This window comes from Nocardia higoensis NBRC 100133 (assembly GCF_000308595.1).
Classification (GTDB): Bacteria; Actinomycetota; Actinomycetes; order Mycobacteriales; family Mycobacteriaceae; genus Nocardia; species Nocardia higoensis.
Window position 1 is genome coordinate 41,948 of record NZ_BAGA01000010.1, and the last position, 23,294, is coordinate 65,241.

At 69.9% G+C, this 23,294-nt stretch carries 27 protein-coding genes; 21 read left to right on the forward strand and 6 right to left on the reverse strand.

What is annotated here, in order from left to right; all coding sequences use genetic code 11:
- Positions 1-62 precede the first annotated feature (62 nt).
- The 16 genes from folE (at position 63) to ON26_RS01825 (ending at position 15,045) form a co-directional block, all read left to right on the forward strand.
- Positions 63-737 (forward strand): GTP cyclohydrolase I FolE, encoded by a 675-nt coding sequence (gene folE, locus ON26_RS01750; RefSeq protein WP_040794154.1) that lies wholly within the window; start codon positions 63-65, stop codon positions 735-737.
- Positions 738-820: 83 nt separating this feature from the next.
- Complete coding sequence (gene folP / locus ON26_RS01755) at positions 821-1,660, forward strand: dihydropteroate synthase (protein WP_051026522.1); 840 nt, start codon at positions 821-823, stop codon at positions 1,658-1,660.
- The gene (folB, locus tag ON26_RS01760) at positions 1,657-2,085 is read left to right on the forward strand and encodes a dihydroneopterin aldolase (RefSeq protein ID WP_083883654.1); all 429 of its coding nucleotides are present in this window, start codon (positions 1,657-1,659) and stop codon (positions 2,083-2,085) included. Before folP ends, folB begins: the two co-directional genes overlap by 4 nt.
- Before the next feature lie 64 nt (positions 2,086-2,149).
- Entirely contained in the window at positions 2,150-2,701 is a 552-nt protein-coding gene (gene folK, locus ON26_RS01765; RefSeq protein ID WP_040794155.1) for a 2-amino-4-hydroxy-6-hydroxymethyldihydropteridine diphosphokinase, read from the forward strand.
- The gene (locus ON26_RS01770; protein WP_218000530.1) at positions 2,698-3,165 is read left to right on the forward strand and encodes a DUF3180 domain-containing protein; all 468 of its coding nucleotides are present in this window, start codon (positions 2,698-2,700) and stop codon (positions 3,163-3,165) included. Before folK ends, ON26_RS01770 begins: the two co-directional genes overlap by 4 nt.
- Positions 3,166-3,235: 70 nt before the next feature.
- Positions 3,236-4,549 carry a DUF6779 domain-containing protein gene (locus tag ON26_RS31420; RefSeq protein ID WP_157171755.1) on the forward strand — a complete coding sequence of 438 codons (1,314 nt, stop codon included), beginning with the start codon at positions 3,236-3,238 and terminating at the stop codon, positions 4,547-4,549.
- 135 nt (positions 4,550-4,684) lie between these two features.
- Positions 4,685-5,629, forward strand: coding sequence for a Rossmann-like and DUF2520 domain-containing protein (locus ON26_RS01780; protein WP_040794157.1), 945 nt, complete (start codon positions 4,685-4,687; stop codon positions 5,627-5,629).
- Entirely contained in the window at positions 5,626-6,582 is a 957-nt protein-coding gene (gene panC / locus ON26_RS01785; RefSeq protein WP_040794158.1) for a pantoate--beta-alanine ligase, read from the forward strand. Before ON26_RS01780 ends, panC begins: the two co-directional genes overlap by 4 nt.
- 13 nt (positions 6,583-6,595) lie before the next feature.
- Entirely contained in the window at positions 6,596-7,015 is a 420-nt protein-coding gene (gene panD / locus ON26_RS01790) for an aspartate 1-decarboxylase (protein ID WP_040794159.1), read from the forward strand.
- A 47-nt stretch (positions 7,016-7,062) separates the two neighbouring features.
- Positions 7,063-7,857, forward strand: coding sequence for a type III pantothenate kinase (locus tag ON26_RS01795; protein WP_040794160.1), 795 nt, complete (start codon positions 7,063-7,065; stop codon positions 7,855-7,857).
- Positions 7,858-8,196: 339 nt separating this feature from the next.
- Positions 8,197-8,751 (forward strand): cysteine dioxygenase, encoded by a 555-nt coding sequence (locus tag ON26_RS01800; RefSeq protein ID WP_245545687.1) that lies wholly within the window; start codon positions 8,197-8,199, stop codon positions 8,749-8,751.
- 5 nt (positions 8,752-8,756) lie between these two features.
- The gene (locus tag ON26_RS01805) at positions 8,757-9,179 is read left to right on the forward strand and encodes a rhodanese-like domain-containing protein (RefSeq protein WP_040794192.1); all 423 of its coding nucleotides are present in this window, start codon (positions 8,757-8,759) and stop codon (positions 9,177-9,179) included.
- 202 nt (positions 9,180-9,381) lie between these two features.
- The gene (gene lysS / locus ON26_RS01810; protein WP_051026526.1) at positions 9,382-10,848 is read left to right on the forward strand and encodes a lysine--tRNA ligase; all 1,467 of its coding nucleotides are present in this window, start codon (positions 9,382-9,384) and stop codon (positions 10,846-10,848) included.
- A 135-nt stretch (positions 10,849-10,983) separates the two neighbouring features.
- Positions 10,984-11,343, forward strand: coding sequence for a histone-like nucleoid-structuring protein Lsr2 (locus tag ON26_RS01815; RefSeq protein WP_040794162.1), 360 nt, complete (start codon positions 10,984-10,986; stop codon positions 11,341-11,343).
- 231 nt (positions 11,344-11,574) lie between these two features.
- Entirely contained in the window at positions 11,575-12,198 is a 624-nt protein-coding gene (locus ON26_RS01820; protein WP_040794163.1) for an FHA domain-containing protein, read from the forward strand.
- A gap of 291 nt (positions 12,199-12,489) precedes the next feature.
- A complete protein-coding gene (locus tag ON26_RS01825) occupies positions 12,490-15,045 on the forward strand; it encodes an ATP-dependent Clp protease ATP-binding subunit (protein WP_040794164.1) in 2,556 nt (851 codons plus the stop codon).
- A gap of 118 nt (positions 15,046-15,163) precedes the next feature.
- On the opposite strand, the gene ON26_RS01830 is transcribed toward ON26_RS01825, so the two are convergent.
- Entirely contained in the window at positions 15,164-15,559 is a 396-nt protein-coding gene (locus ON26_RS01830) for a winged helix-turn-helix transcriptional regulator (RefSeq protein WP_051026515.1), read from the reverse strand.
- 113 nt (positions 15,560-15,672) lie between these two features.
- On the opposite strand from ON26_RS01830, the gene ON26_RS01835 reads away from it, so the two are divergent.
- The gene (locus ON26_RS01835) at positions 15,673-16,302 is read left to right on the forward strand and encodes an NADPH-dependent F420 reductase (RefSeq protein ID WP_040794194.1); all 630 of its coding nucleotides are present in this window, start codon (positions 15,673-15,675) and stop codon (positions 16,300-16,302) included.
- 49 nt (positions 16,303-16,351) lie between these two features.
- Here the strand turns inward: ON26_RS01835 and ON26_RS31425 are convergent, their stop codons facing one another.
- A complete protein-coding gene (locus tag ON26_RS31425) occupies positions 16,352-17,770 on the reverse strand; it encodes a sensor histidine kinase (protein ID WP_083883656.1) in 1,419 nt (472 codons plus the stop codon).
- 70 nt (positions 17,771-17,840) lie between these two features.
- Here ON26_RS31425 and ON26_RS01845 point away from each other — a divergent pair, with 70 nt between their 5' ends.
- Both ON26_RS01845 and ON26_RS01850 read left to right on the forward strand, forming a co-directional pair.
- Positions 17,841-18,293: an SRPBCC family protein gene (locus ON26_RS01845; RefSeq protein WP_040794165.1), complete on the forward strand. Its 453-nt coding sequence runs from the start codon at positions 17,841-17,843 to the stop codon at positions 18,291-18,293.
- A 192-nt stretch (positions 18,294-18,485) separates the two neighbouring features.
- The gene (locus tag ON26_RS01850) at positions 18,486-18,926 is read left to right on the forward strand and encodes an OsmC family peroxiredoxin (protein ID WP_040794196.1); all 441 of its coding nucleotides are present in this window, start codon (positions 18,486-18,488) and stop codon (positions 18,924-18,926) included.
- Between the two features lie 202 nt (positions 18,927-19,128).
- Here ON26_RS01850 and ON26_RS01855 read toward each other — a convergent pair whose 3' ends face one another.
- The 3 genes from ON26_RS01855 to ON26_RS01865 form a co-directional block, all read right to left on the reverse strand.
- Positions 19,129-19,905, reverse strand: coding sequence for a CbtA family protein (locus ON26_RS01855; protein WP_040794166.1), 777 nt, complete (start codon positions 19,903-19,905; stop codon positions 19,129-19,131).
- Positions 19,896-20,093, reverse strand: coding sequence for a CbtB domain-containing protein (locus ON26_RS01860; RefSeq protein ID WP_040794167.1), 198 nt, complete (start codon positions 20,091-20,093; stop codon positions 19,896-19,898). Before ON26_RS01860 ends, ON26_RS01855 begins: the two co-directional genes overlap by 10 nt.
- A 242-nt stretch (positions 20,094-20,335) precedes the next feature.
- Positions 20,336-20,659, reverse strand: a complete 324-nt coding sequence (locus ON26_RS01865; RefSeq protein ID WP_040794168.1) for an antibiotic biosynthesis monooxygenase family protein — start codon at positions 20,657-20,659, stop codon at positions 20,336-20,338.
- A gap of 53 nt (positions 20,660-20,712) precedes the next feature.
- On the opposite strand from ON26_RS01865, the gene ON26_RS01870 reads away from it, so the two are divergent.
- Positions 20,713-21,519 (forward strand): alpha/beta fold hydrolase, encoded by an 807-nt coding sequence (locus tag ON26_RS01870; protein ID WP_281032342.1) that lies wholly within the window; start codon positions 20,713-20,715, stop codon positions 21,517-21,519.
- Positions 21,520-21,646: 127 nt separating this feature from the next.
- On the opposite strand, the gene ON26_RS01875 is transcribed toward ON26_RS01870, so the two are convergent.
- Positions 21,647-22,546, reverse strand: coding sequence for an HhH-GPD family protein (locus ON26_RS01875; RefSeq protein WP_040794169.1), 900 nt, complete (start codon positions 22,544-22,546; stop codon positions 21,647-21,649).
- Positions 22,547-22,670: 124 nt separating this feature from the next.
- Between ON26_RS01875 and ON26_RS01880 the strand changes: the two genes are divergently transcribed.
- Positions 22,671-23,294, forward strand: coding sequence for a carbonic anhydrase (locus tag ON26_RS01880; RefSeq protein WP_040794170.1), 624 nt, complete (start codon positions 22,671-22,673; stop codon positions 23,292-23,294).

Here is a 23,294-nt window from a genome sequence, read left to right on the forward strand (position 1 = left end):
GCCGATTAGGCTCGACCCTCGCCGGGCGAAGATCACCGGCGCGGATTTGGAGGTGTCCTCGATTGTCGGCCAACCATGACACAGCGCTCGACGACGTGACCGGTGCGGAATTCGACGGCGCGACCAGCGCGGTGTCCGAACCCGGCCTGCGCGCGGAGGCGACCGGTCGCCTGTTCGACCAGGACCGAGCCGAGGCGGCGATCCGCGAGCTGCTGATCGCCGTCGGCGAGGACCCGGACCGTCCCGGCCTGATCGACACCCCGGCCAGGGTCGCGCGCGCCTACCGCGAGATGTTCGCCGGGCTGTACGTCGAGCCCGACCGGGTACTGGACACCACCTTCGACGAAGGGCACCAGGAACTGGTGCTGGTGCGCGACATACCGATGTACTCGACCTGCGAGCACCACCTGGTGTCCTTCCACGGTGTCGCGCATGTCGGCTACATCCCCGGCCCGGCCGGGCGCGTGACCGGCCTGTCCAAGCTGGCCAGGGTCGTCGACCTCTACGCCAAGCGCCCACAGGTGCAGGAGCGGCTGACCAGCCAGATCGCCGACGCCGTCATGCGCAAGCTGGAACCGCGTGGCGCAATCGTCGTGGTGGAGGCCGAGCATCTGTGCATGGCGATGCGCGGCATCCGCAAGCCCGGCGCGAGCACCACCACTTCGGCGGTGCGCGGTCTGCTGCAGACCAATGCGGCCTCGCGTGCCGAGGCGCTCGATCTGATCCTGCGCAAGTGAACCGTTTCGCGGGGCAGGCAGCGGCTGTGTCTGCCCAGTCCGTCCCGATCGTCACCACACGCGGCGATCGCCGCTGTGTGGTGATGGGCGTGGTCAACGTGACCGGCGATTCCTTCTCCGACGGCGGGCGATATCTGGATCCGAACCGTGCCATCGCGCACGGCATCGAGTTGTACGCGGCGGGCGCCGACATCATCGACGTCGGCGGTGAGTCGACCCGGCCGGGCGCGGAACGCGTGGATCCGGCCACCGAGGCCGCCCGGGTGACCCCGGTGATCCGCGGTCTGGTCGCCGCGGGTGTGCCGACCAGCGTGGACACCATGCGCGCCGCGGTCGCCGAGGCCGCGCTGGCCGCCGGTGTCGCGGTGATCAACGACGTGTCCGGTGGCCGTGCCGATCCCGCCATGGTGAAGGTCGTCGCCGACGCGCAGATCCCGTGGATCCTCATGCACTGGCGGGCGGCGGCCGACTACCGGCACGCCGGGCCCGCCGAGCACTACGACGACGTGGTCGCCGAGGTGCGTGCCGAACTCGACGCCCAGGTCGAACTGGCCGTCCGCGCGGGCGTCGATCCGGGCAGGCTCATCCTCGATCCCGGTCTCGGCTTCGCCAAGAACGCCGAGCACAACTGGGCGCTGCTGGCCGCGCTCCCGGAGTTCGTCGCGGCGGGTCTGCCGGTGCTGATCGGCGCGTCCCGCAAGCGTTTCCTCGGCACCCTGCTCGCGGGCGAGGACGGTCCCCGGCCGCCCGACGGGCGCGAGGTGGCGACCGCGACGGTCTCCGCGCTCGCCGCCGAGCACGGCGCCTGGGGCGTCCGGGTGCACGACGTGCGCTCTTCGCTGGACGCGATCGCCGTCGTCGACGCCTGGCGGCGGGCCAGGACCGCGAACCCGACCGAGCGGCCCGGAGGAACCACCCGATGACCCAGCAGAGCACACCGGCCGCCCCGGCGGGCGCCGCCGATCCGCGAGCGGCCGAACTCGACCGCATCGAACTGCGCGGACTGCGCGTGTTCGGCAGGCACGGTGTGTTCGAGCACGAACGCCGCGACGGCCAGGATTTCGTGATCGACCTGACCGTGTGGGTGGATTTCACCGTCGCCGCGGCCTCCGACGACCTCGCCGCCACCGTCGACTACGGCGCGCTCGCCGAGCGGGCGGTGCGCATCGTGGCGGGCCCGCCGCGCAATCTGATCGAGACGGTGGTCTCCGAGATCGCCGACGACGTGATGACCGATCCGCGCATCCAGCGCGCCGAAGTGGTGGTGCACAAGCCGTCGGCGCCGATCCCGCACACCTTCGCCGACGTCCGCGTGATCACCACCCGCACCAGGCAGGAGGCCGGGTGAGCGGCAGGTCGCTGTCGACCGGTGCGCCCGCGGGCCGGTCCACTCGGGTGGGGCGGGTGGCCGGATGAGCCGCGCGGTGCTGTCGATCGGCTCGAATCTCGGTGATCGCCTGGCGCACCTGCGCGGGGTGGTCGAGGAGTTCGCCGACTGCCTGGTCGCTGTCTCGCCGGTGTACGCGACGGCGCCGTGGGGTGGGGTCGAACAGGACGATTTCCTGAACGCGGTGCTGGTGGTCGACGACGACGCGCGGGAACCGGTCGATTGGCTGACCGCCGGGCAGCGCCTGGAGCGGGCGGCGCACAGGGTCCGCGAGATCCGCTGGGGCGCAAGGACACTCGATGTCGATGTGGTCTGGTGCGCCCGGGGCGGCGAACCGGTGGTCAGTGCCGATCCGGTGCTCACCCTGCCGCATCCGCGCGCCCACGAACGCGCCTTCGTGCTGATCCCGTGGCTGGCGGTGCAGCCGGAGGCGACGCTGGCGGTGGCGGGCGTCGTACGACCGGTGCGAGACTGGCTGGCCGATCTGGACGCCGCCGAACGCGCGGGTGTGCGCCGCACCGAGTTGTCGTTGAGTACCCGCGCGATCGCGGGGGAGGGATCGACGGAGTGCAACTGAAGCCGACCAAGGCGTGGGATCTGGTGGCCACGTTCGCGATCGCGGCGCTGCTGGCCTGGGGGGCGACGCGGTTCGCCTACGGCAGTTTCCCGCCGATCTCGGTATTCGCCGGCGCATCGCTGTATCCGGTGGCGGTGATCGAGGCGGTGCTGGCGTTCGTCATCCGTGCCAGGGTGCACAACGAGGAAGTCGGCACCGGCCGCAAACTGCACCCGATCACCGCGGCCCGCGCGGTCGCGCTGGCCAAGGCCTCGGCGCAGGTGGGTGCGATCGTCGCGGGCATCTGGCTCGGTTTCCTGTTCTGGGTGTTCCCGCAGCGCGGTGAGCTGACCGCTGCCGCCGCGGACGCCCCCGGTGCCGTCGTGGGCTTCTTCGCGGGTGTGGCGTTGGTCGCCGCCGCACTGTGGCTCGAGTATTGCTGTCGGGCTCCTGAGGACCACACCGACGACACAGCAACCACGTAGCGAACTTCGGGGCTCGAATCACACCGGCTCGTCGTGGGCGCGCCCGCGCGCGCAAGCTACCCTGGCGGGCATGGTTGGACCGTCCCGTAGCAGCGCTTCCCGTCCCCGGCGGGATCAGGCGGGGCGCTATCTCATCGGCGCTCTCGTGCTGCTCGGGCTGGTTGCCAGTGTGTTCCTGATCTTCAGCAACAACCTGCAGTGGATTCGCGTGGGCATGGTCGCGGCGCTGTGGGCGGCCGCTATCGGCGCGATGGCCGCCACCAAGTACCGCAAGGACGCCGCCGTCGATCAGGCGAAGGTGCGCGACCTGCAGAAGGTCTACGAACTGCAACTCGACCGCGAGATCTCCGCGCGCCGCGAGTACGAGATGGGCGTGGAGGCCAGAGTCCGTGCGGAGGTCGGCGCCGACGCCGCCGAGATGGCCGCCCTGCGCGCCGAACTCTCGGTCCTGCGGCAGAGCCTGCAACGCCTCTTCGACGGTGACCTCCCCGTCGACCGTCCTGCCCTGCGCGCCGACGCCGTGCGCGTACAGGAGTTGATCGGCAGCTCTGCCGGAACGGATACCCCGGCGAACGGTAACTCGCCGAATGCCGAAACCCGCTCCAGGACATCGACACCGGTGTTCGAGCCAGGCCATCCCCATCCGGCGGCCTTCGCGGGCCCCGACGACGAGCCGGTGACAGCCGAGACCTCCATCGTCCCCGCCGACTACGACCCCACCGCCCCCGCCGCGACCGGCCTCGGCCCGAACAACTGGCCGCACGCGTTCCACGCCATCGGCGACGCCGGAGCCTGGGCCGACGTCTACGCCGCCGCCGAAGCCGACACCCCTTCCGACGAGCCCGGCGCGTCGTCGGCCGAAGGCGCTCAGGCGGGGCCCGCCACCGGCCCCGCGGTCACGGGCGCTGCTGCCGCAGGGCCCGCCGAGGGGGCGTCCGCGGCCATCCGGCCTGCCACAACGGACGTCGCCGCCACCGGACCCGCTGCCACCGGAGCTGCTGCCACCGGTGCTGCTGCCACCGGACCCGCTGCCACCGGTGCTGCCGCCACCGAACCCGATACCGCGGGATCTGCCGCCACCGAACCCGATACCGCGGGATCTGCCGCCACCGAATCCGCCGCAGCTGCGGAAGTTCCCGCACCCGGCGATACGCCCGCCGCGCAGTCCGCCGCCTCGGCCGTCGCCGCCGGCTCCGCGTCACCGATCACGGAAGCGAACACCGTCGTGCCCGGCGCCGCCGCGTCGACCGAACCGAAGTCGTCCATCGGCACCCCCGCCCGCCGTCGCCGTCGCGGGGACTCCGGCGACGAGGCGGGCGGGCGCAGGCTGTCGGTCGCCGAGATCATGGCCAACCTCGCCTCCGAGCGGCAGCACGGCAGCTGATCCGCGCGGCCGCGGCCGGTGAGCGATAAATCACCCCGGGTCCCGGTAGCTCCGGCAAACGGCGGGCGGATATCCTCGATCACGAAACGTCCGGTACCCGCATGGCGGGACTGGAACGACATCGAGAGGACAACGTTGACCTCGGAACCGACTTCCGACAGCGCTGCGTCGGGATTCGACCCCGCGCCCGCACGCCTGACGGTGGGAATCGTCTCGGCGGGACGCGTCGGATCGGCTCTCGGCTCGGCCCTGGAACGCGCCGGACACGTGGTGTTCGGCGTGGCCGCGATCTCCGATGCCTCCAAGCATCGCGCGCGTACCCGCTTGCCCGATTCGGAGATCCTGCCGGTCGAGCAGGTGGCGGCGCGCGCCGAACTGCTGCTGCTCGCCGTCCCCGACGCCGAACTGCCCGGCCTGGTCCGCGGCTTGGCGACCGCCGGGGTGGTCCGCCCCGGCACGTTGGTGGCCCATACCTCCGGCGCGAACGGCGTGGGCGTGCTCGAACCGCTGACCGCCCTGGGCGCCCGCCCGCTGGCCATCCACCCGGCGATGACCTTCACCGGTCACGACGAGGACATCAGCCGGCTGGCCAACGCCTGTTTCGGCGTCACCGCCGCCGACGACATCGGCTATGCCGTCGCGCAGTCGCTGGTGATCGAGATGGGCGGCGAACCGGTCCGGGTGGCCGAGGAGAACCGCACGCTCTACCACGCCGCTCTCGCGCACGGCAGCAATCACCTGGTCACCCTGGTGCTCGACGCCGTGCAGGCGCTGCGCGAGTCGCTGGCGGGCCCCGGCCTGCTCGGCCAGCAGATCGTCGACGACCAGCCGGGCGGCCTGGCCGAACGGCTGCTGGCCCCGCTGGCCTCGGCCGCGCTGGACAACGCCCTGCGCCGCGGCCAGTCCGCCCTGACCGGCCCGGTGGCCAGGGGCGATGCCGGTGCGGTGGCTGCCCACCTGGACGCGCTCGAATCCGCCGATCCCGGCGTGGCCGAGGCCTACCGCGCTCTGTCGCTGCGCACGGCCCGCCGGGCCGCCGCCGACTCCGCCCTGATCGACCTGCTGGAGGGACGCCGATGATGAACACCGCACTCCGTGGCGCGTATCGCCCCGGCGAGCTGACCGTGCACCACGATCCGGAGGTGCTCGGGTCGGTGGCCAAGGCGTTGCGCGGCGTCGGGCGCACCGTCGCGCTCGTGCCGACCATGGGCGCCCTGCACGACGGTCACCTCGAGATCGTCCGGCAGGCCAAGCGCACGAATCAGGTCGTCATCGTCTCGATCTTCGTCAATCCGCTGCAGTTCGGCGCGGGCGAGGACCTCGACAAGTACCCGCGCACCCTGGACGCCGACGTGGAGTTGCTGCGCGCCGAGGGCGTGGAACTGGTGTTCGCGCCGAGCCCGGCGGACATGTACCCCGACGGCCCGCGCACGACCGTGCACCCCGGCCCGCTGGGCGCCGAACTCGAAGGCCGCACCCGCCCAACGCATTTCGCGGGCATGCTCACCGTGGTCGCCAAGCTGCTCCAGATCGCCCGTCCCACCCAGGCGTTCTTCGGTGAGAAGGACTACCAGCAGCTCACCCTGATCCGGCAGATGGTGCGCGATCTGAACTTCGACGTGAAGATCGTGCCGGTGCCGACCGTGCGGGAGTCCGACGGTCTCGCGCTGTCCTCGCGCAACCGCTACCTCGACGAAGCGCAGCGCGAGACGGCCCTGACGCTCTCGGCCGCACTGTCGGCGGGCGCGCATTCGGGCGGTCTCGGCGCGCAGGGCGTGCTCGACGCGGCCCGCGCGGTCCTCGACGCCGCCGACGGCATCGACCTGGACTACCTGGAATTGCGTTCCTCGACGCTCGGCCCGGCCCCGGCCACCGGCAATGCCCGCCTGCTGGTGGCGGCCAAGGTCGGCGCCACGCGGTTGATCGACAACATCGCCGTCACCCTCGGCGCCCCGATCGACGGGCATCCGAACCACGGCGCCCAGCCGAAACCGGCGCCCGCCGACCCCGCTCTCGTTCCTCCCGCGCGCTAGAAAGGCGACGACGATGCTGCGCACCATGATGAAGTCCAAGATCCACCGGGCCACCGTGACCCACGCCGATCTGCACTATGTGGGTTCGGTGACGGTGGACCAGGATCTGCTCGACGCCGCCGACCTGCTCGAGGGTGAACAGGTCTGCATCGTCGACATCGACAACGGCGCCCGCCTGGAGACCTACGTCATCGCCGGTGAGCGCGGATCCGGCGTGATCGGCATCAACGGCGCCGCCGCGCATCTCGTGCACCCGGGCGACCTGGTGATCCTCATCGCCTACGGGATGATGAACGAGCAGGAGATCGCTGAGTACGAGCCCAAGGTGGTCTTCGTCGACGAGCGCAATCGCGCGATCGAACTCGGCGCCGATCCGGCGCACGCGCCGGAGGGGTCGGGCCTGACCTCGCCGCGCTCGCTGACCTTCGCCTGATGCCCGACCCTTCCCCCGCGACCGGGGAAGCCTCCACCGGGGGACCGATGCTGCTGACCATCGACGTCCGTAACACGAGTATCGAACTGGGCCTGTTCACCGGCAGCGGATCGCACGCGCGCCTGCACCGGCACTGGCGCACGCACACCAACCCGCTGCTGACCGCCGACGAGTTCGCCATGCAGCTGCGCGGTCTGGTCGGCGCGCCGCTGGAGGAGGTGGTCGGGGTCGCCGCGCTCTCGACCGTGCCGCCGGTGCTGCACGAATTACGCGCCATGCTGGAGCGCTACTGGTCGCATGTGCCGCACGTGGTGGTCGAGCCCGGTGTGCGCACCGGCATCCCGCTGCTGGTGGACAATCCGAAGGAGATCGGCGCGGACCGCATCGTGAACGCGCTGGCGGCCTACCAGCAGTTCGGCACGGCCGCGATCGTCGTCGACTTCGGCACCGCCACCACCGTGGACCTGGTTTCGGCCAAGGGCGAGTTCCTGGGCGGGGTGATCGCCCCCGGCGTGGTCATCTCCGGGGAGGCGCTGATCGAGAAGGCGGGCCTGCGCCGGGTCGAGCTGGCCCGGCCGCGCTCGGTGGTCGGCAAGAACACCGTGGAGGCGATGCAGTCCGGCGCGGTGTTCGGGTTCGCCGGCCTGGTCGACGGGCTGATCGACCGCATTCGCGACGAGTTCGACGCCTTCGCGGGCAACGACGTCACGGTGGTCGCCACCGGCATCAGCGCGCCGCTGATCGTGCCGGAGTCCGAGACCATCGACAAGCACGAACCGCATCTCACGCTGACCGGCCTGCTGCGGGTCTACGAGCGAAATCAGCAGCGGCGCAAGGGATGACGATGCGACGGCGGCAGCGTTGCGGAATTGCGGCGTGGATCACGCCGCCCGGTGCTGTCGCCCGCGCGAACGACGCTGCTACACTCGCTGGCGTGTTCCACCGTGCGCGTACCCAGGAGTGTTGTCGAGGCTGATCCGGCCTCGACCGTTCGAGGCTGACTTCTTCCAGTCCCTCGACCGTTCACACTTCCTGGAGCAACGCTCATGCGTACCTCTGTTCTTTCTTCGGCCGATTCCGCGCAGGCTCGCACCGCACCCGCCGATTCCGTCTCGGCGCAGTCCCGCCGGGCGGCCGGGTCCCCGCTGATCACCGCGCGTCGCCGCGCCACCACCGTCGGCCTGTCCGACGACCCTCGCCTGGAGCGCCCGGTCGCGCCCGCGCTGCCGACCCGGCTGCGTCCCGCCGACCTGCTGCGCATCACCGACGAGGGCGCCGAGGACGTGCTCGACGGGCGCTACGACCACCTGCTGCCCGAGGGCGGCATCCTGCCCAGCGTCGAACGCTGGTCCACCCGGATCCACGCCGACGACGAGGTCGACGTCTGGCTGATCAGCTGGACCCCGTCGAAGACCACCGAACTGCACGATCACGCCGGCTCGCTCGGCGCGCTGACCGTGCTCAGCGGTGCGCTGTCCGAATTACGCTGGAACGGAACGGAATTACGCGCAAGAACACTCTCGGCGGGTGATCAGGCGTCCTTCCCGATCGGCTGGGTGCACGAGGTGATGCGCGCGCCCTCGGCGATCGAGCCCGTCACCGCCGAACCGACCCTGAGCGTGCACGCGTATTCGCCGCCGCTGACCGCAATGTCCTATTACGAGGTCACCGGTCACGGCACGCTGCGCCGCACCCGCACCGTTCTCACCGATGAGCCCGAAGGTGATATCCGATGAGCCGCCTGACCATCGATCAGATGCTCGACCACGCCCGCGCCGCCCTCACCCGTATCTATGCCTGGCAGCTTCCCGAGGCGCTCGGCCGCGGCGCGATCCTCGTCGACATCCGCCCGCAAGCCCAGCGCGATCGCGAGGGAACCCTGCCCGGCGCCCTGGTCATCGAACGCAATGTCCTGGAATGGCGGCTGGATCCGTCGAGTTCCGCGCGACTGGCGCTGGCCACCGACCACGATGTGGAATGGATCGTGGTCTGCTCGGAGGGATACACCTCCAGCCTGGCCGCCGCCTCGCTGCAGCAACTCGGTCTGCACCGGGCCACCGATCTGGTCGGCGGATATCAGGCTCTGAAAGCCGCCGGGCTGCTCACCGTCGCCGCCCGTACCCCGCATTTCGCCCGTGAGGTCGCCTCGCTGGCCTCGCTGTGATCACAGCTTTCGCGTAACCGTTCCTCGCCGCCCGCACGCCCCGCGCGTGCGGGCGGCGAGGCGTTCCCGGCCTGTTCGCGCGGTGTCCGGGCGCTCGCGGACACCTTCGGGGGCCACGCTAGGGTTACCCGATGTGAGCACTGCGAATACGCCCCCAGGCAAGAAGAACGCTGCCCAGTCCGTCGCCGACGTGCCCGAGCAGATGCGAATTCGCCAGGACAAGCGTGCGCGGTTGCTCGCCGAAGGCGCCGAAGCCTACCCCGTGGTCGTCCCGCGCACCCACACGCTGGCCGAGATCCGGGCCGCCTATCCCGATCTGCCCGCCGATTCCCAGACCGGGGAAAAGGTCGGCGTGGCCGGCCGCGTCATCTTCGTGCGCAATACCGGCAAGCTGTGCTTCGCCACCCTGCAGGAGGGTGACGGCACCAAATTGCAGGCCATGATCAGCCTGAACGGCGTGGGCGCCGACGCGCTGGCGGCCTGGAAGTCGGACGTGGATCTGGGCGACTTCGTCTTCGTGCACGGCGAGGTGATCGTCTCGCGCACCGGCGAATTGAGCGTCATGGCCGATTCCTGGACGATGGCGGCCAAGTCGCTGCGCCCGCTGCCGGTGGCGCACAAGGAGATGAGCGAGGAATCGCGGGTCCGCCAGCGTTATGTGGATCTGATCGTGCGCCCGGAGGCCAGGGAGATGGCCAGGACACGCGTCGCGGTGGTGCGCGCGCTGCGTAATGCCCTCGAACGTCGCGGCTTCCTCGAGGTCGAGACGCCGATGCTGCAAACCCTGCACGGCGGCGCGGCGGCACGGCCGTTCATCACCCATTCCAATGCCCTCGATATGGACCTCTACCTGCGTATCGCGCCGGAGTTGTTCCTCAAGCGCTGTGTGGTCGGCGGCCTGGAGAAGGTCTTCGAGATCAACCGCAACTTCCGTAACGAAGGCGCCGATTCCACGCATTCGCCGGAGTTCGCGATGCTGGAAACCTACGAGGCCTACGGCACCTATGACGACTCCGCGGCGATGATCCGGGAATTGATCCAGGAAGTCGCGCAGGAGGCGCTCGGCACACTGGTGGTAACCCTCCCCGACGGCAGCGATTACGACCTCGGCGGCGAGTGGACGACCGTCGAGATGTATCCGTCGCTGTCCGAGGCGCTGGGCCGCCCGGTGACTCCGGAAACGACCGTCGAGGAATTGCGTGCGATCGCCGCCCATGTCGGACTGGAAATTCCGGAGCACAAGGGTTACGGCCACGGCAAACTCGTGGAAGAACTCTGGGAACACCAGTACGGCGACAAGCTGTATGCGCCGACTTTCGTGCGCGACTTCCCGGTGGAGACTTCTCCGCTCACTCGGCAACATCGTAGCAAGCCCGGCGTGACCGAGAAGTGGGATCTGTATGTGCGCGGCTTCGAACTGGCCACCGGTTATTCCGAACTCGTCGATCCGGTGATCCAGCGCGAGCGGTTCGTCGACCAGGCCAGGCTCGCCGCCCAGGGAGACGACGAGGCAATGGTCCTCGACGAGGACTTCCTCGCGGCGATGGAGTACGGTATGCCGCCGACGACCGGAACGGGTATGGGAATCGATCGCTTGTTGATGGCGCTCACCGGATTCGGAATCCGGGAAACGATACTGTTCCCAATTGTTCGCCCGGCCGCTCGCTGAGTCGCAGTAGAACGGCAGCAGTAGTTCGGTAGTGCTGTTCCGGTCTCGTCTTGGAATTTTTTGACTTCAAGGTATTCTTATCACGGGTAATCGGCCTAGTCGCGGGTCGCACGATTTCGAGAGGACGTTCAGCTCATGGCAAAGAAGGTCACCGTTAGCCTGATCGACGATGTCGACGGTGAGTCCATCGCAGACGAGACCATCGAGTTTGCGATCGACGGTGTGTCGTACGAGATCGATCTGTCGTCGGTCAATGCCGCGAAGCTGCGTGACGGGCTGGAGGAGTGGGTTTCCAATGCGCGCCGGGTGAGCGGTCGGCGTCGTGCCAAGGCGGTCTCCGGTGCCGCCGCGGCCCCCAAGAGCCGAGTTTCCATCGATCGCGAACAAAGCGCCGCAATTCGTGAGTGGGCGCGCCGTAATGGTCACAAGGTGTCCGCGCGGGGTCGTATCTCCGCCGACATCACCGAGGCCTACAACAAGGCGGCGAAGAGCTAGATCTTTTTTCCACCGCCGCCCGGGTGAATCGTGCGACACCCGGGCGGCGGTGTGTTCTCGTCGGCCCGGTGGTGATAGGGCATCGGTATATTCGGCCCCGCCGGTGGCAGGCGACCTCGGCAGGGGGTGGGCCGCACGGGCGATCTGTGCGATCGTTCCACTGGTGGATCGTCGGTGCTCGCCGGTGCTCCGCAGTGGCCGGCGATGTGGGAAAGATGAGGTGGCGGCGCGGTGACAGCATTCGTCGGTTCGTTGTTGCGGTACGTCGACGACAACGGACGGCAGCAGGAGTTCGAGCTGAGCGCCGAGCGTCAGCGCATCACCATCGGCCGATCCCCGCAGGCCGACCTCTCGTTGAGCTGGGACGCCGAGGTCTCGCGGCTGCACGCCGCGATCGAATACCTGGGCACGCACTGGACCATCGTCGACGACGGTCTGTCCCGCAACGGCACTTTCGTCAACGGCGAGCGGCTCACCGGCAGGCATCGACTACAGCCGGGCGACCGCATCCGGGTCGGCACCTCGCTGGTCTCCTTCCACGAGTTCGGCACCCCGGCCGAGGACATCACCCGGGTGGCCACCGGCAGCACGCCCACGCTGCGCTCGCTCACCGAGACCCAGCTGGCCGTGCTGATCGCGCTGTGCAGGCCGTACAAGAACGGGGCGGGCTTCGCGACCCCCGCGTCCAACCAGCAGATCGCCGAGGAGCTGTTCCTCAGCGTCGACGCCATCAAGACCCATCTGCGCGCGCTGTTCGCCAAGTTCGGCGTGGAGAATCTGCCGCAGAACCAGAAGCGCGTGCGTCTGGCCGCGCTGGCCATGCAGAGCGGCATCATCTCCGACCGGGACCTGTGATCCGGCCGGGCCGGTGCTGTGGCGAGACGGATGGGCCCGGTGAGGTGTAGCGATGTTCGCTCTGGGCAAAACCCACACGGAAACGATTCGCCGACCGCCCGCGTTGTGAGTGAATGACCATGTGGCCGCCGGTTCCCAATAGGGTGGACCGCAGGCGGCCGAAACCCCCGCCAACTAGAGTGGAGGCAGGGGCCGCAACCCCCGGGCTTCATGGCAGGCTGACGATACACAGGCTGCAGAGCACCGAGTGTCGGATGCCACTGAAGGTCTGAGCAGGAGAGTGAGGGAGCGATGTTCGAGAGGTTCACCGACCGCGCGAGGCGCGTCGTTGTCCTGGCCCAGGAAGAGGCCAGGATGCTCAACCACAACTACATCGGCACCGAGCACATCCTGCTTGGCCTGATCCATGAGGGTGAAGGTGTCGCGGCCAAGTCGCTGGAGTCGCTCGGCATCTCGCTGGAGGGTGTGCGCAGCCAGGTCGAGGAGATCATCGGCCAGGGCCAGCAGGCGCCGTCGGGGCACATCCCGTTCACTCCGCGGGCCAAGAAGGTGCTGGAGCTGAGCCTGCGCGAGGCGCTGCAGCTCGGCCACAACTACATCGGCACCGAGCACATCCTGCTCGGCCTCATCCGTGAGGGCGAGGGCGTGGCGGCGCAGGTGCTGGTCAAGCTGGGTGCGGATCTGAACCGGGTCCGTCAGCAGGTCATCCAGCTGTTGTCCGGGTACCAGGGCAAGGAGCCGGTCGAGTCCGGCACCCGCGGCGAGACGGGCACCCCGTCCACCTCGCTGGTGCTCGACCAGTTCGGCCGGAACCTGACCCAGGCCGCCCTGGAGGGCAAACTCGACCCGGTCATCGGCCGCTCGAAGGAGATCGAGCGCGTCATGCAGGTGCTGAGCCGCCGCACCAAGAACAACCCGGTGCTGATCGGCGAGCCCGGCGTCGGCAAGACCGCCGTGGTCGAGGGCCTGGCCCAGGCCATCGTCAACGGCGAGGTCCCCGAGACGCTCAAGGACAAGCAGCTCTACACCCTCGACCTGGGTTCCCTGGTCGCGGGCAGCCGCTACCGCGGTGACTTCGAAGAGCGCCTGAAGAAGGTGCTCAAGGAGATCAACACCCGCGGCGACATCATCCTGTTCATCGACGAGCTGCACACGCTGGTCGGTGCGGGCGCGGCCGAGGGCGCCATCGACGCGGCCTCGATCCTGAAGCCGAAGCTGGCCCGCGGCGAGCTGCAGACCATCGGCGCCACCACCCTCGACGAGTACCGCAAGTACATCGAGAAGGACGCCGCCCTGGAACGCCGCTTCCAGCCGGTGCAGGTGGGCGAGCCGACCGTCGAGCACACGATCAACATCCTCAAGGGTCTGCGCGACCGCTACGAGGCGCACCACCGGGTCTCCATCACCGACGGCGCGTTGGTCGCCGCCGCCACCCTGGCCGACCGGTACATCAACGACCGGTTCCTGCCGGACAAGGCGATCGACCTCATCGACGAGGCGGGCGCGCGCATGCGCATCCGCCGGATGACCGCGCCGCCGGACCTGCGCGAGTTCGACGACAAGATCGCCGACGCCCGCCGGGAGAAGGAAAGCGCGATCGACGCGCAGGACTTCGAGAAGGCCGCGCGCCTGCGCGACAAGGAGAAGCAGCTCGTCGCCAAGCGCGCCGAGCGCGAGAAGCAGTGGCGTTCCGGTGATCTGGACGTCGTGGCCGAGGTCGACGACGAGCAGATCGCGGAGGTGCTGGCCAACTGGACCGGCATCCCGGTGTTCAAGCTCACCGAGGAGGAGACCACCCGTCTGCTCCGCATGGAGGACGAGCTGCACAAGCGGATCATCGGCCAGGAGGATGCCGTCAAGGCCGTCTCCAAGGCGATCCGCCGCACCCGCGCAGGCCTGAAGGACCCGAAGCGCCCGTCCGGCTCGTTCATCTTCGCCGGCCCGTCCGGTGTCGGTAAGACCGAGCTGTCCAAGGCGCTGGCGAACTTCCTGTTCGGCGACGACGACGCGCTCATCCAGATCGACATGGGCGAGTTCCACGACCGCTTCACCGCCTCGCGCCTGTTCGGTGCCCCTCCGGGCTACGTGGGCTACGAGGAGGGCGGCCAGCTCACCGAGAAGGTGCGCCGCAAGCCGTTCTCGGTGGTGCTGTTCGACGAGATCGAGAAGGCGCATCAGGAGATCTACAACACCCTGCTGCAGGTGCTCGAGGACGGCCGCCTGACCGACGGTCAGGGGCGCACGGTCGACTTCAAGAACACCGTGCTGATCTTCACCTCGAACCTCGGCACGCAGGACATCTCGAAGGCGGTCGGCCTGGGCTTCTCGGCGAGCAACAACGCCGGCTCGAACTACGAGCGGATGAAGCTCAAGGTCAACGACGAGCTGAAGAAGCACTTCCGCCCCGAGTTCCTCAACCGCATCGACGACGTGATCGTCTTCCACCAGCTCACCAACGAGCAGATCGTCGAGATGGTGGACCTGATGATCAACCGCGTCGCCACGCAGCTGAAGAACAAGGACATGGCGATCGAGCTCACCGAGCAGGCCAAGAACCTGCTGGCCAAGCGTGGCTTCGATCCCGTGCTCGGCGCCCGGCCGCTGCGCAGGACCATCCAGCGCGAGATCGAGGACCAGCTGTCGGAGAAGATCCTCTTCGGCGAGATCGGCCCCGGCCAGACCATCCTGGTCGATGTCGAGGGCTGGGACGGCGAAGGCTCCGGCGAGGACGCCCGCTTCACCTTCACCAGCAAGGCGAAGCTGACCAAGGCCTCGGCCGAGGACAAGCCCGAGGTCGTGCTGACCGGTGCCGCCGAAGGCACCACCGAGGCCGCCTCCGGCGAGTAATCCCCTCGGTGGTCCGCCCCGGCGGACGACACGATTCGAGGCCCGCTCCGACCAGGAGCGGGCCTCGTTCGTTCCGTACACACGAGCTACCGAGCTACCGAGCTACCGAGCTACCGAGCTACCGAGCTACCGCCGCCTGCCGTGCGGGCGGCGACTCGGCGCGTTCCTGCGCGGCCAGCAGTTCCGCCCCGTGCGCCACGATCCAGTCCGCGAGCGCGCGCATCGGGCCGTCCATGAGGCTGGAACCCAGTGTGGTGAGCGCGTATTCGACGTGCGGCGGCGCCGCGGGCCTGCGCTCACGGGTGATCAGCCCGTTGCCGAGCAGCCGGTGCAGGGCCTCGGTGAGCGCCTTGTCGCTGATCGGGCCGATGCTCGCGCGCAGCGTGCTGCGGCGCAGCGGACCGTCGTGCAGGGCGGCGAGCACGACCGGATCCCATCGGTGCGCGAACAGGTCGGTGGCAGCCCGCAGTACGCAGTCGACCGCCAGATGCGGTACGGAATCGAAGCCACTCATGTCTCGATGATGCCCGGGTCGTTACGCACCGATCGGTGCGCATCGGCGGATCTACGGTGGCTGTCACCCGAGCGGCGGTCGCCGTACGGGGCGAGACACGGGAGGAAACCACGATGCGGATCACGATTCTGGGTACGGGAGCGATGGCAGCCGCGCTGGGCGGGCGCTGGGCCGGGGCGGGGCACCAGGTGTGCATCGCCGGCCGCTCGGTGGACAAGGCGGCGGCACTCGCGACGCGCCTCGGCGCAGGCGTGCGCGCGAGCGGCCTGAGCGCGGCGGCGGTGGCCGACGCGGATGCGGTGCTGGCAGCGGTGACATGGGATGGGGTCGGGGAAGCGCTCGAGGCTGTGGGCGCGGGTACCCGGACGTTGGCGGGAACGACGCTTCTCGACCCCACCAACGCCCTGGTGCACGGCACGGGGGAAGCCCGCCTACCGGTCGGGGTGTCGGCCGCCGAGCGCATCGCGGAACTGGCGCCGGGCGCGCACGTGGTCAAAGCGTTTCACCTCTTCCCGGCCGAGCACTGGACCGATCCGGCCGCCGCGCGTGCCACGGTGGCGATCTGCGGTGACCAGTCGGATGCGCTCGAACGCGCCGGCGTGCTGATCCGCGCCGCGGGCGCGGAACCGGCCGTGGTCGGCGGTCTGCACCGCGCCCGGCAGCTGGAGGAGGCCGCGGGCCTGGTCATCCGGCTGTTCTTCGCGGGCTTCGATCCGCGCGGTGCCGTACCGGGGGCGGCGTGATCGACCGGAGTGGCCACGTCGTCCCGGCGTGCGGACCCGCCCGCGGAGGCTATTCCGGGGCGGTCACGCCTGCGTCGGCGGCGGCAGGCCGCTCTTCCGGTGACAGGTCCTCGACCGCTTTCAGCGTGGGGGCGGACCGGGCGGGACGGACCGGTAGCCGGGCCGCCACCCGGTAGCCGCCGCTCGGCCTCGGCCCCGCGGTCAGCGCACCGCCGAGCGCGTGGGCGCGTTCCCGCATGGCGATGATGCCGTTTCTGCCACCGGGAGAACGGGTCTGGGTGCCGAGCGGGCGGCTGTTGTCGATGGTGAGGTCGACCGACTCGGCGGTGTAGCGCACACTGACGGTGGCGGTCGCGCCCGCGGCGTGCCGGATCACGTTGGTCAGCGACTCCTGCACGATGCGGGCCGCGGCGACGTCGATGTCCTCGGGCAGGGTAACCGGTGTGCCCACGACCTTGATCTGGACCGCCAGACCGGTCGAGCGGGCCCGGCGCACCACCGAATCCAGGTCGGCGATGCTCGGCTCCGGCGGGCGCGGCGGGGGAGCGGGCGCCGCTGGGGCGGGTGCGGTGCGGGTGGTGTGCCCGCTGTCGCGGTCGGCGCGCGCGGAGTTCACCGGAAGTCCGAGCCGACCGCTGACGCCGCCGCGTTTTCCGCTGCGGTAAGGGCGATCCGGGTCGGCGGTCTTGTCGTCGGCCAGGGGGCCCGCGACCAGGCCACGCCGGATGGTCGGCAGCATCGCGTGCACTTCGTCGAGCGAATCCTTGCTCGCCTTCTTGATCGCCGCCAGCGCCGAACGCGCCTGCATCGGCTTGCGCTCGAACAGTTCCAGCGCCACCGAGGACTGCACATTGATCAGCGAAAGACTGTGTGCCAGAACGTCGTGCAGCTCACGGGCCGACTGCAGCCGCTCCTCGCAGGCGAACCGCTCGCGCTGCGCGTGCTCGGCGCGGCGCGCCGCGTCGAAACGCTGCTCACGCAGTTGCGCGATGAGCTTGCGCACCCGCAGCGCCTCGGCCGCGCCCACCACGACCACCAGCCAGCCCAGCACGGCCGACGCCATCCAGCCGCTCACCGGCCGCCCCAGCAGCGCGGGCAGTGGCCAGACGAACAGCAGGAAGCTCGCGGGCGCGAAAGGGTATGTCCACCAGCGCGACCCGCTGACCGCCGCGGTGAGGAAGGCGATGACGGGCGCGAGGAAGACCGGTCCGTAACCGTAGTCCAGCGCGAGGTAGATCCCGCAGGCCGCCAGCGTCACCACCAGCACGGCCAGCGGCTCCACCTGGCGCAGCACCAGGGCGATCGGCCCGGCGAGCAGCAGCACGCAGCCGAGCACGTCCAGCGAACGCACTCCGGACTGCCCCACATTCGCCGCGCGACCCCCCGCGACCTGGATCATCGCGACGATGAGCGCGATGGCGCAGTCGCGCACGATCGAGTCCCGATTCGCTATGGCTGGCGGTGTCACCCCTGCAGCCTATTCGGCCATGCCGCCCGGGCTCCGGTCATGCGCCGATTTCGCCGGGTAAGGTCCGGGCATGGTCGACCAGTCCACTCGCCTTCCCGATCTGTCCGCCCGTCCGCACGAACTGTCCGTGGAGCGGGTGATGACCGCACCGACGCCGTTGGTCTACGCCGCCCTCACCCGGGGTTTCGATATCTGGCTGGCGGCGCCGGATTCGGTGCGGATGCGGCCCGAAGTCGGTGAGCCGTTCTATTTCGAGACCGAATTCGAGGGCAAACGCAATCCGCACTACGGCCGGTTCCTGCGCCTGGTCCCGGCGCGCGAGGTCGAATTCACCTGGGTCACCGCCGCCACCGAGGGCGCCGAGACCGTCGTGCGCGTCGAACTGGTGAAGCAGCCGCGCGGCATCAGATTGCGTTTGCGCCACAGCGGATTCGCCAGCGCGGCGGTCCGTGATCTGCACGAGCAGGTGTGGCCGAGAATGCTCGAGCAGCTCGAGGAGCGCACCGCGGCCGCCGCCGGCTGAATCGCGCGGCCGCTCGGCCCGAACCGGACTGCCGGTTGGCCTCGGCGGCGGGGCGAAGTAGTCGAAGAGCGCAGCTGCCCGCCCGTCCACGCCGATCCGGCGCGGCGGCCGGCGCGAAGCGGCCCGCCCCGACCGGCACGCGAGTAGGTTCGAGCGTGCAGGAGTACGGCCCCTCATCGCGAAAGGACAATGATGCCAACACGTACCGCGCGCACCGCATGGTCCGGTGGTCTGCAGGACGGTTCCGGCCAGGTGGAGCTCGCCAGCTCCGGTGTCGGCAAGTACGACGTGTCGTTCCCGAAGCGCTCCGCCGAGAACGCCGACGGCACCACCAGCCCCGAGGAACTGATCGCCGCCGCGCACTCGTCCTGCTACGCCATGGCGCTGTCGGCGCAGATCTCCGCCGACGGCGGCACCACCGAGAGTCTGGACGTGACCGCCGATGTCACCCTCGGCCCCGACCCGGCGGGCGGTTTCCGCATCAGCGGCATCAAGCTGACCGTGCGCGGTCGCGTCCAGGACCTCGACGCCGACGGTTTCCTGGCCGCCGCCGAGGCCGCCAAGGCGGGCTGCCCGGTGTCCAAGGCGCTGGCGGGCGTCGACGACATCACCCTGGACGCCGCGCTGGCCTGACCAGGGGGCTCTCGTGGCGTCGGCACGTCAGCTCGCCTCGGTGCCGGGGCAGCCCGGCGTGGGGGCCGCGGAAACGACGAAGGCGGTGCGGATCTGCTGATCCGCACCGCCCCTTTCGGCAGTTCTCGTTCCCGGTCGTCGAGCGGGCCGGAGTGCACGCGAAGGACGGTTCCTTCGCCCCCTCATCGGTGTGGCCGGCAGATCACACCGCGGTGACCGGCTCGCGTTGCGTGGTGGCGGTCCGAGCGGAGATCTCCGTCAGCGCCGCGAATCCCAGCCCCAGCGCCGCCCACAGGGTGGCCGACACCGCCAGTGCGGACACCCGGAACTGCCACAGCAGGCTGGGCGGGAAGTCCGCGGAGACCTCGTCGACTCCCGGCAAGAGCACGTAGCCGACGGCCGTCACGGCGACGAACGCGAGCACGCCCGCGATCAACCGGACCGTCGACAACCGCCCGGCTAGCACCTTGAACACGTACAGGCCGGCGCCGACCGCGGCGATGCCGAGCAGCACCACCGCCACCCACAGCAGGGTGCGGTCGTTGATGGTGTCCGGATCGCCCACCGCGGGCGGGTTCGCCGGATATTTGAAGAACGGCACCGCGGCGATCGCGGCCCAGCCGGCCGCCCCGAGAAGCAGTCCCAGCGCGGGACCCGACAGTGCGGTGAAGCGACGCGCGTAGTGGGCCACCGCGCCGAAGATGGCCCCCAGCGCCAGCCCGTAGAGGCCGAGCGCCAGGAACTGACCGAACTTCTGGCCGGTGCGGCTCACCTCGGCGTCGTCGTGGGAGTGCCCGGCTTCCTCGGCATGCGAGTGTCCGGCGTCGGCCTCCTCCGCCATCGCCTCTTCGAGCGCGATCGCGGCATCGACGTGGGGTTCACCGACGAAGTGGCCGACCGTGGCGGCCAGCAGGCCGGCGATCAAGCCGGCCAGCAGGCCACGCAGCAACAGGGTTTTCAGAGATCCGGTCAGTGGCACGGCACACCGAGCAGATGCCGTCCGTCGTGCATCAGCTCGTGCAGGAACATCCCGCTGCGCGAGATCGCGCCTTGGTCGAAGCCGACCAGGTAGAGGGTGAGCAGTGCGAGAAGAACGACACCGACCGTGACGAGCACGGTCGCGACCGAATCGGTCGCCCTGGTGGCGGGGGTATGCGCGATGGCCATGGGGTCCTCCTGGGGATCTGCGTCCCGGATAGGGGGTTGTGCGACGGTGCCGGTGTCTGGCTCTCGCCGCCCCGAGAGCCCCGCCGGTGGCGGAGACGGACTCGGCACGTCGAATACAGTGGCGCGACCGCTCCGGGTTCCCACCGGATTACCGCTCACCTTCGCTTGGTCACCTCGAACTGTGACAGCAGGAGTTGTACGCCGTCAATACGGTGCTGACGGCGCCCGCCTCCCGGCATCGCTCATTCGTTCGCGGCGCCCTTGGCCTGCACGTCGAGCACGACCTCGAATTCGAGCAGCGAGGCGCCCGTGGAGACCGGCTTCTGGTCGCCGCCGCCCGCGTGCGCGGTGCGGGCCGGACCGTCGCGCCAGGCGGCGAAGGACTCTTCCGAATCCCATTGCGTGACGACGAAATAGCGATTGTCGCCGGCCACCGGGCGCAGCAGCTGGAAGCCGAGGAAACCGGGGGAGTTCTCCACCGCGTGCGCACGGCCCGCGAACCGCTTCTCCAGCTCGGGGCCCGCGCCCTCGGGAACCTCGATCGCATTGATCTTCACAACAGCCATACCACCGACAATACGGCCGGGGCAGAATCGAGTCGATGGTGACGGAGGCAAGGGTGGCAGAGGCGAGGGTGCCGGAGGGACAGACGGCCGAGCGGGCGAGCCGCGCGTGGCCCGTCCACGACGAAGGCGGCGCGGGCGCGCCCATCCTGCTGCTGCACGGCCTGATGGGCAGCGCGCGCACCTGGTCCGGCCACCTGGACTGGTTGCGCGAGCACGGCCACGTGCACACCTTCGACGCCGCCGGGCACGGCAGGCCCGCCCCCGCCGAACCGACCACCGAGGCGTTCGTCGCCGACCTCGCCGAGGCCACCGCCGCGATCACCGAGCCGATGGTGGTGATCGGGCACTCGATGGGCGCGCTGCACGGCTGGGTCTTCGCCGCGCGCCATCCCGAGCGGGTACGCGCGCTGGTCGTGGAGGACATCGGCCCCGACTTCACCGGCCGCACCGCCGCGGACTGGGCGGCCATGATCGAGGCCTGGCCACAGCCGTTTCCGGACGACGCGGCGGTCCTCGACTACTTCGGCCCGGTCGCCGGGCGCTACTTCCTGCGTTCGTTCCGGCACGGCCGGGACGGCTACCGCCTGCACGGTGCCGTCGCCACCTTCCGCGACATCTCCGAGGAGTGGGGCAGCCGCCATTTCTGGGACGAATGGAGGGCGGTGCAGGCGCCCACTCTGTTGATCGAGGGCGAGCACACGATCACCGTGCCAGGTCAGATGCGGGAAATGGCCGCCACGAATCCGCGCTCGGAGTACGTCTGGGTCGAGGGCGCGGGGCATCTGGTGCACGACGAACAACCGCAGCGCTACCGCCACGAGGTCGACCGGTTCCTCCGCCGGGTACTCGCCGGGCGCTGAACTCGGGCGTACGCCGGTCGGGTGGCCCCGGTCGGCGAGAAGCGCCGCCGAGGGAGCGGCCACAGCGGCGGGCCGGGCGTCGGACGGTGCGGTCCGTGGCGGGCCGGGCCGCCTGACCCGTCGCGGCTCAGCGTTCGCCTTCACCCGCCAGGGCGAACAATCCGTCGGCCGTCTGCTCGACCAGTCCGTCGACGAGCAGCGAGTCCAATGCCCGGTCGCGCTGCCCCGGATCACGGGTCCACGCCAGATCCAGCCGCACCCGCTCGACCGGCCCGGTGGATTCGCGCAACACGTCGAGCAGCCTGCCCCTGGCCTGCCGGTCGGTGCCCTCGTACTTCTGGATGCGGCGCACGACCTGCGAGGCGGGCCTGCCCGCCTCGACCCAGGCGCAGCGCGGCAGCGGGCAGCGCGCGCACTCGGGGTTGCGAGCCGTGCAGACGGTCGCGCCCAATTCCATCAGCGCGGCGGAGAACACCGCGGCGGGCCGCACCGCGAGCGGCAGCAGCGCCTCGGTCTCGGCCAGATCCCGCGCCGACGGACTGCCCGCTTCGGCCCGGCCGTGCACCGCCCGCGCCACCACCCGCCGGACATTCGTGTCGACCACCGGCACCCGCTGCCCGTAGGCGAAGCAGGCCACCGCGCGGGCGGTATAGGCGCCGATACCGGGCAGGCCGAGCAGGATCTCCACCTCGGCGGGGACTTCGTCGCCGTGTTCTTCGGCCAGCACCCGGGCGCATTCGTGCAGGCGCAGCGCCCGGCGCGGGTATCCGAGCTTCCCCCACGATCGCAGCACCTCGGCTTGCGAACTGGCCGCCATCGCCGAGGGGACCGGCCAGCGCCGGACCCATTCCCGCCAGATCGGCTCGACCCGCGCCACCGGCGTCTGCTGCAGCATGATCTCGCTCATCAGGATCTGCCACGCGGTCACGCCGGGGCGCCGCCAAGGCAGGTCACGAGCCGCTTCGCCGTACCAGGTGAGCAGGACCTCGGCGGGTATGTCCTGCGCCTCGATGCCCGCGATTCCCATCCCTCGATCCACGCCGCCCGTATCCGTCCTCACCGTCTCGATCGCCGCGGTGACAGTTCCGCTTTGCTCACATGTAACGCCAAGTGACTCGCTGGTAGGGCACCCGACGTGCACAATGAAGGCTATGCCTGGTTCAAATCCGATCAGCGCTTGGAAGTCCCTCCGTGAGGGCAACGAGCGGTTCGTCAGCGGCAATGTGCTGCATCCTAGCCAGGGCGTCGCCGATCGTGCCAGGCTCGCTTCGGGCCAGCACCCCAAGGCGATCCTGTTCGGCTGCGGTGACTCCAGGGTCGCCGGCGAGCTCATCTTCGATCAGGGTCTCGGTGACATGTTCGTGGTGCGCACGGCGGGCCACGTCATCGACAGCTCTGTGCTCGGCTCCATCGAATACGGCGTGCACGTGCTCGACGTGCCGCTGATCGTGGTGCTCGGGCACGACAGCTGCGGCGCCGTCAAGGCCACCCTCGACGCCCTGGACGGCGGCGAGGTGCCCGGCGGCTTCATTCGCAGCGTCGTCGAGCGGGTCACCCCGTCCATTCTCGCCGCGCGCCGGGAAGGGCTCTCCGAAGTGGACGAGCTGGAGGCCAGGCACGTGGTGGAGACCTCGCGGCTGCTCATGCAGCGTTCGATGATCATCTCCAGCAAAGTAGCCACCGGCGAACTGGCCATCGCCTCGGTCACCTACAAACTGGCCGAGGGCAAGATCGAGCTGCAGCGTGTCGTCGGCAACATCGGGGAAGTGGCCTGA

Excerpts from the sequence above, each read along its gene's own strand:
- folP (WP_051026522.1), top strand. The coding sequence starts at position 821 with ATGGGCGTGGTCAACGTGACCGGCGATTCCTTCTCCGACGGCGGGCGA.
- folB (WP_083883654.1), top strand. The coding sequence starts at position 1,657 with ATGACCCAGCAGAGCACACCGGCCGCCCCGGCGGGCGCCGCCGATCCG.
- folK (WP_040794155.1), top strand. The coding sequence starts at position 2,150 with ATGAGCCGCGCGGTGCTGTCGATCGGCTCGAATCTCGGTGATCGCCTG.
- ON26_RS31420 (WP_157171755.1), top strand. The coding sequence starts at position 3,236 with ATGGTTGGACCGTCCCGTAGCAGCGCTTCCCGTCCCCGGCGGGATCAG.
- panC (WP_040794158.1), top strand. The coding sequence starts at position 5,626 with ATGATGAACACCGCACTCCGTGGCGCGTATCGCCCCGGCGAGCTGACC.
- panD (WP_040794159.1), top strand. The coding sequence starts at position 6,596 with ATGCTGCGCACCATGATGAAGTCCAAGATCCACCGGGCCACCGTGACC.
- ON26_RS01795 (WP_040794160.1), top strand. The coding sequence starts at position 7,063 with ATGCTGCTGACCATCGACGTCCGTAACACGAGTATCGAACTGGGCCTG.
- lysS (WP_051026526.1), top strand. The coding sequence starts at position 9,382 with ATGCGAATTCGCCAGGACAAGCGTGCGCGGTTGCTCGCCGAAGGCGCC.
- ON26_RS01815 (WP_040794162.1), top strand. The coding sequence starts at position 10,984 with ATGGCAAAGAAGGTCACCGTTAGCCTGATCGACGATGTCGACGGTGAG.
- ON26_RS01825 (WP_040794164.1), top strand. The coding sequence starts at position 12,490 with ATGTTCGAGAGGTTCACCGACCGCGCGAGGCGCGTCGTTGTCCTGGCC.
- ON26_RS01830 (WP_051026515.1), bottom strand. The coding sequence starts at position 15,559 with ATGAGTGGCTTCGATTCCGTACCGCATCTGGCGGTCGACTGCGTACTG.
- ON26_RS01835 (WP_040794194.1), top strand. The coding sequence starts at position 15,673 with ATGCGGATCACGATTCTGGGTACGGGAGCGATGGCAGCCGCGCTGGGC.
- ON26_RS01845 (WP_040794165.1), top strand. The coding sequence starts at position 17,841 with ATGGTCGACCAGTCCACTCGCCTTCCCGATCTGTCCGCCCGTCCGCAC.
- ON26_RS01850 (WP_040794196.1), top strand. The coding sequence starts at position 18,486 with ATGCCAACACGTACCGCGCGCACCGCATGGTCCGGTGGTCTGCAGGAC.
- ON26_RS01860 (WP_040794167.1), bottom strand. The coding sequence starts at position 20,093 with ATGGCCATCGCGCATACCCCCGCCACCAGGGCGACCGATTCGGTCGCG.
- ON26_RS01865 (WP_040794168.1), bottom strand. The coding sequence starts at position 20,659 with ATGGCTGTTGTGAAGATCAATGCGATCGAGGTTCCCGAGGGCGCGGGC.
- ON26_RS01875 (WP_040794169.1), bottom strand. The coding sequence starts at position 22,546 with ATGGGAATCGCGGGCATCGAGGCGCAGGACATACCCGCCGAGGTCCTG.
- ON26_RS01880 (WP_040794170.1), top strand. The coding sequence starts at position 22,671 with ATGCCTGGTTCAAATCCGATCAGCGCTTGGAAGTCCCTCCGTGAGGGC.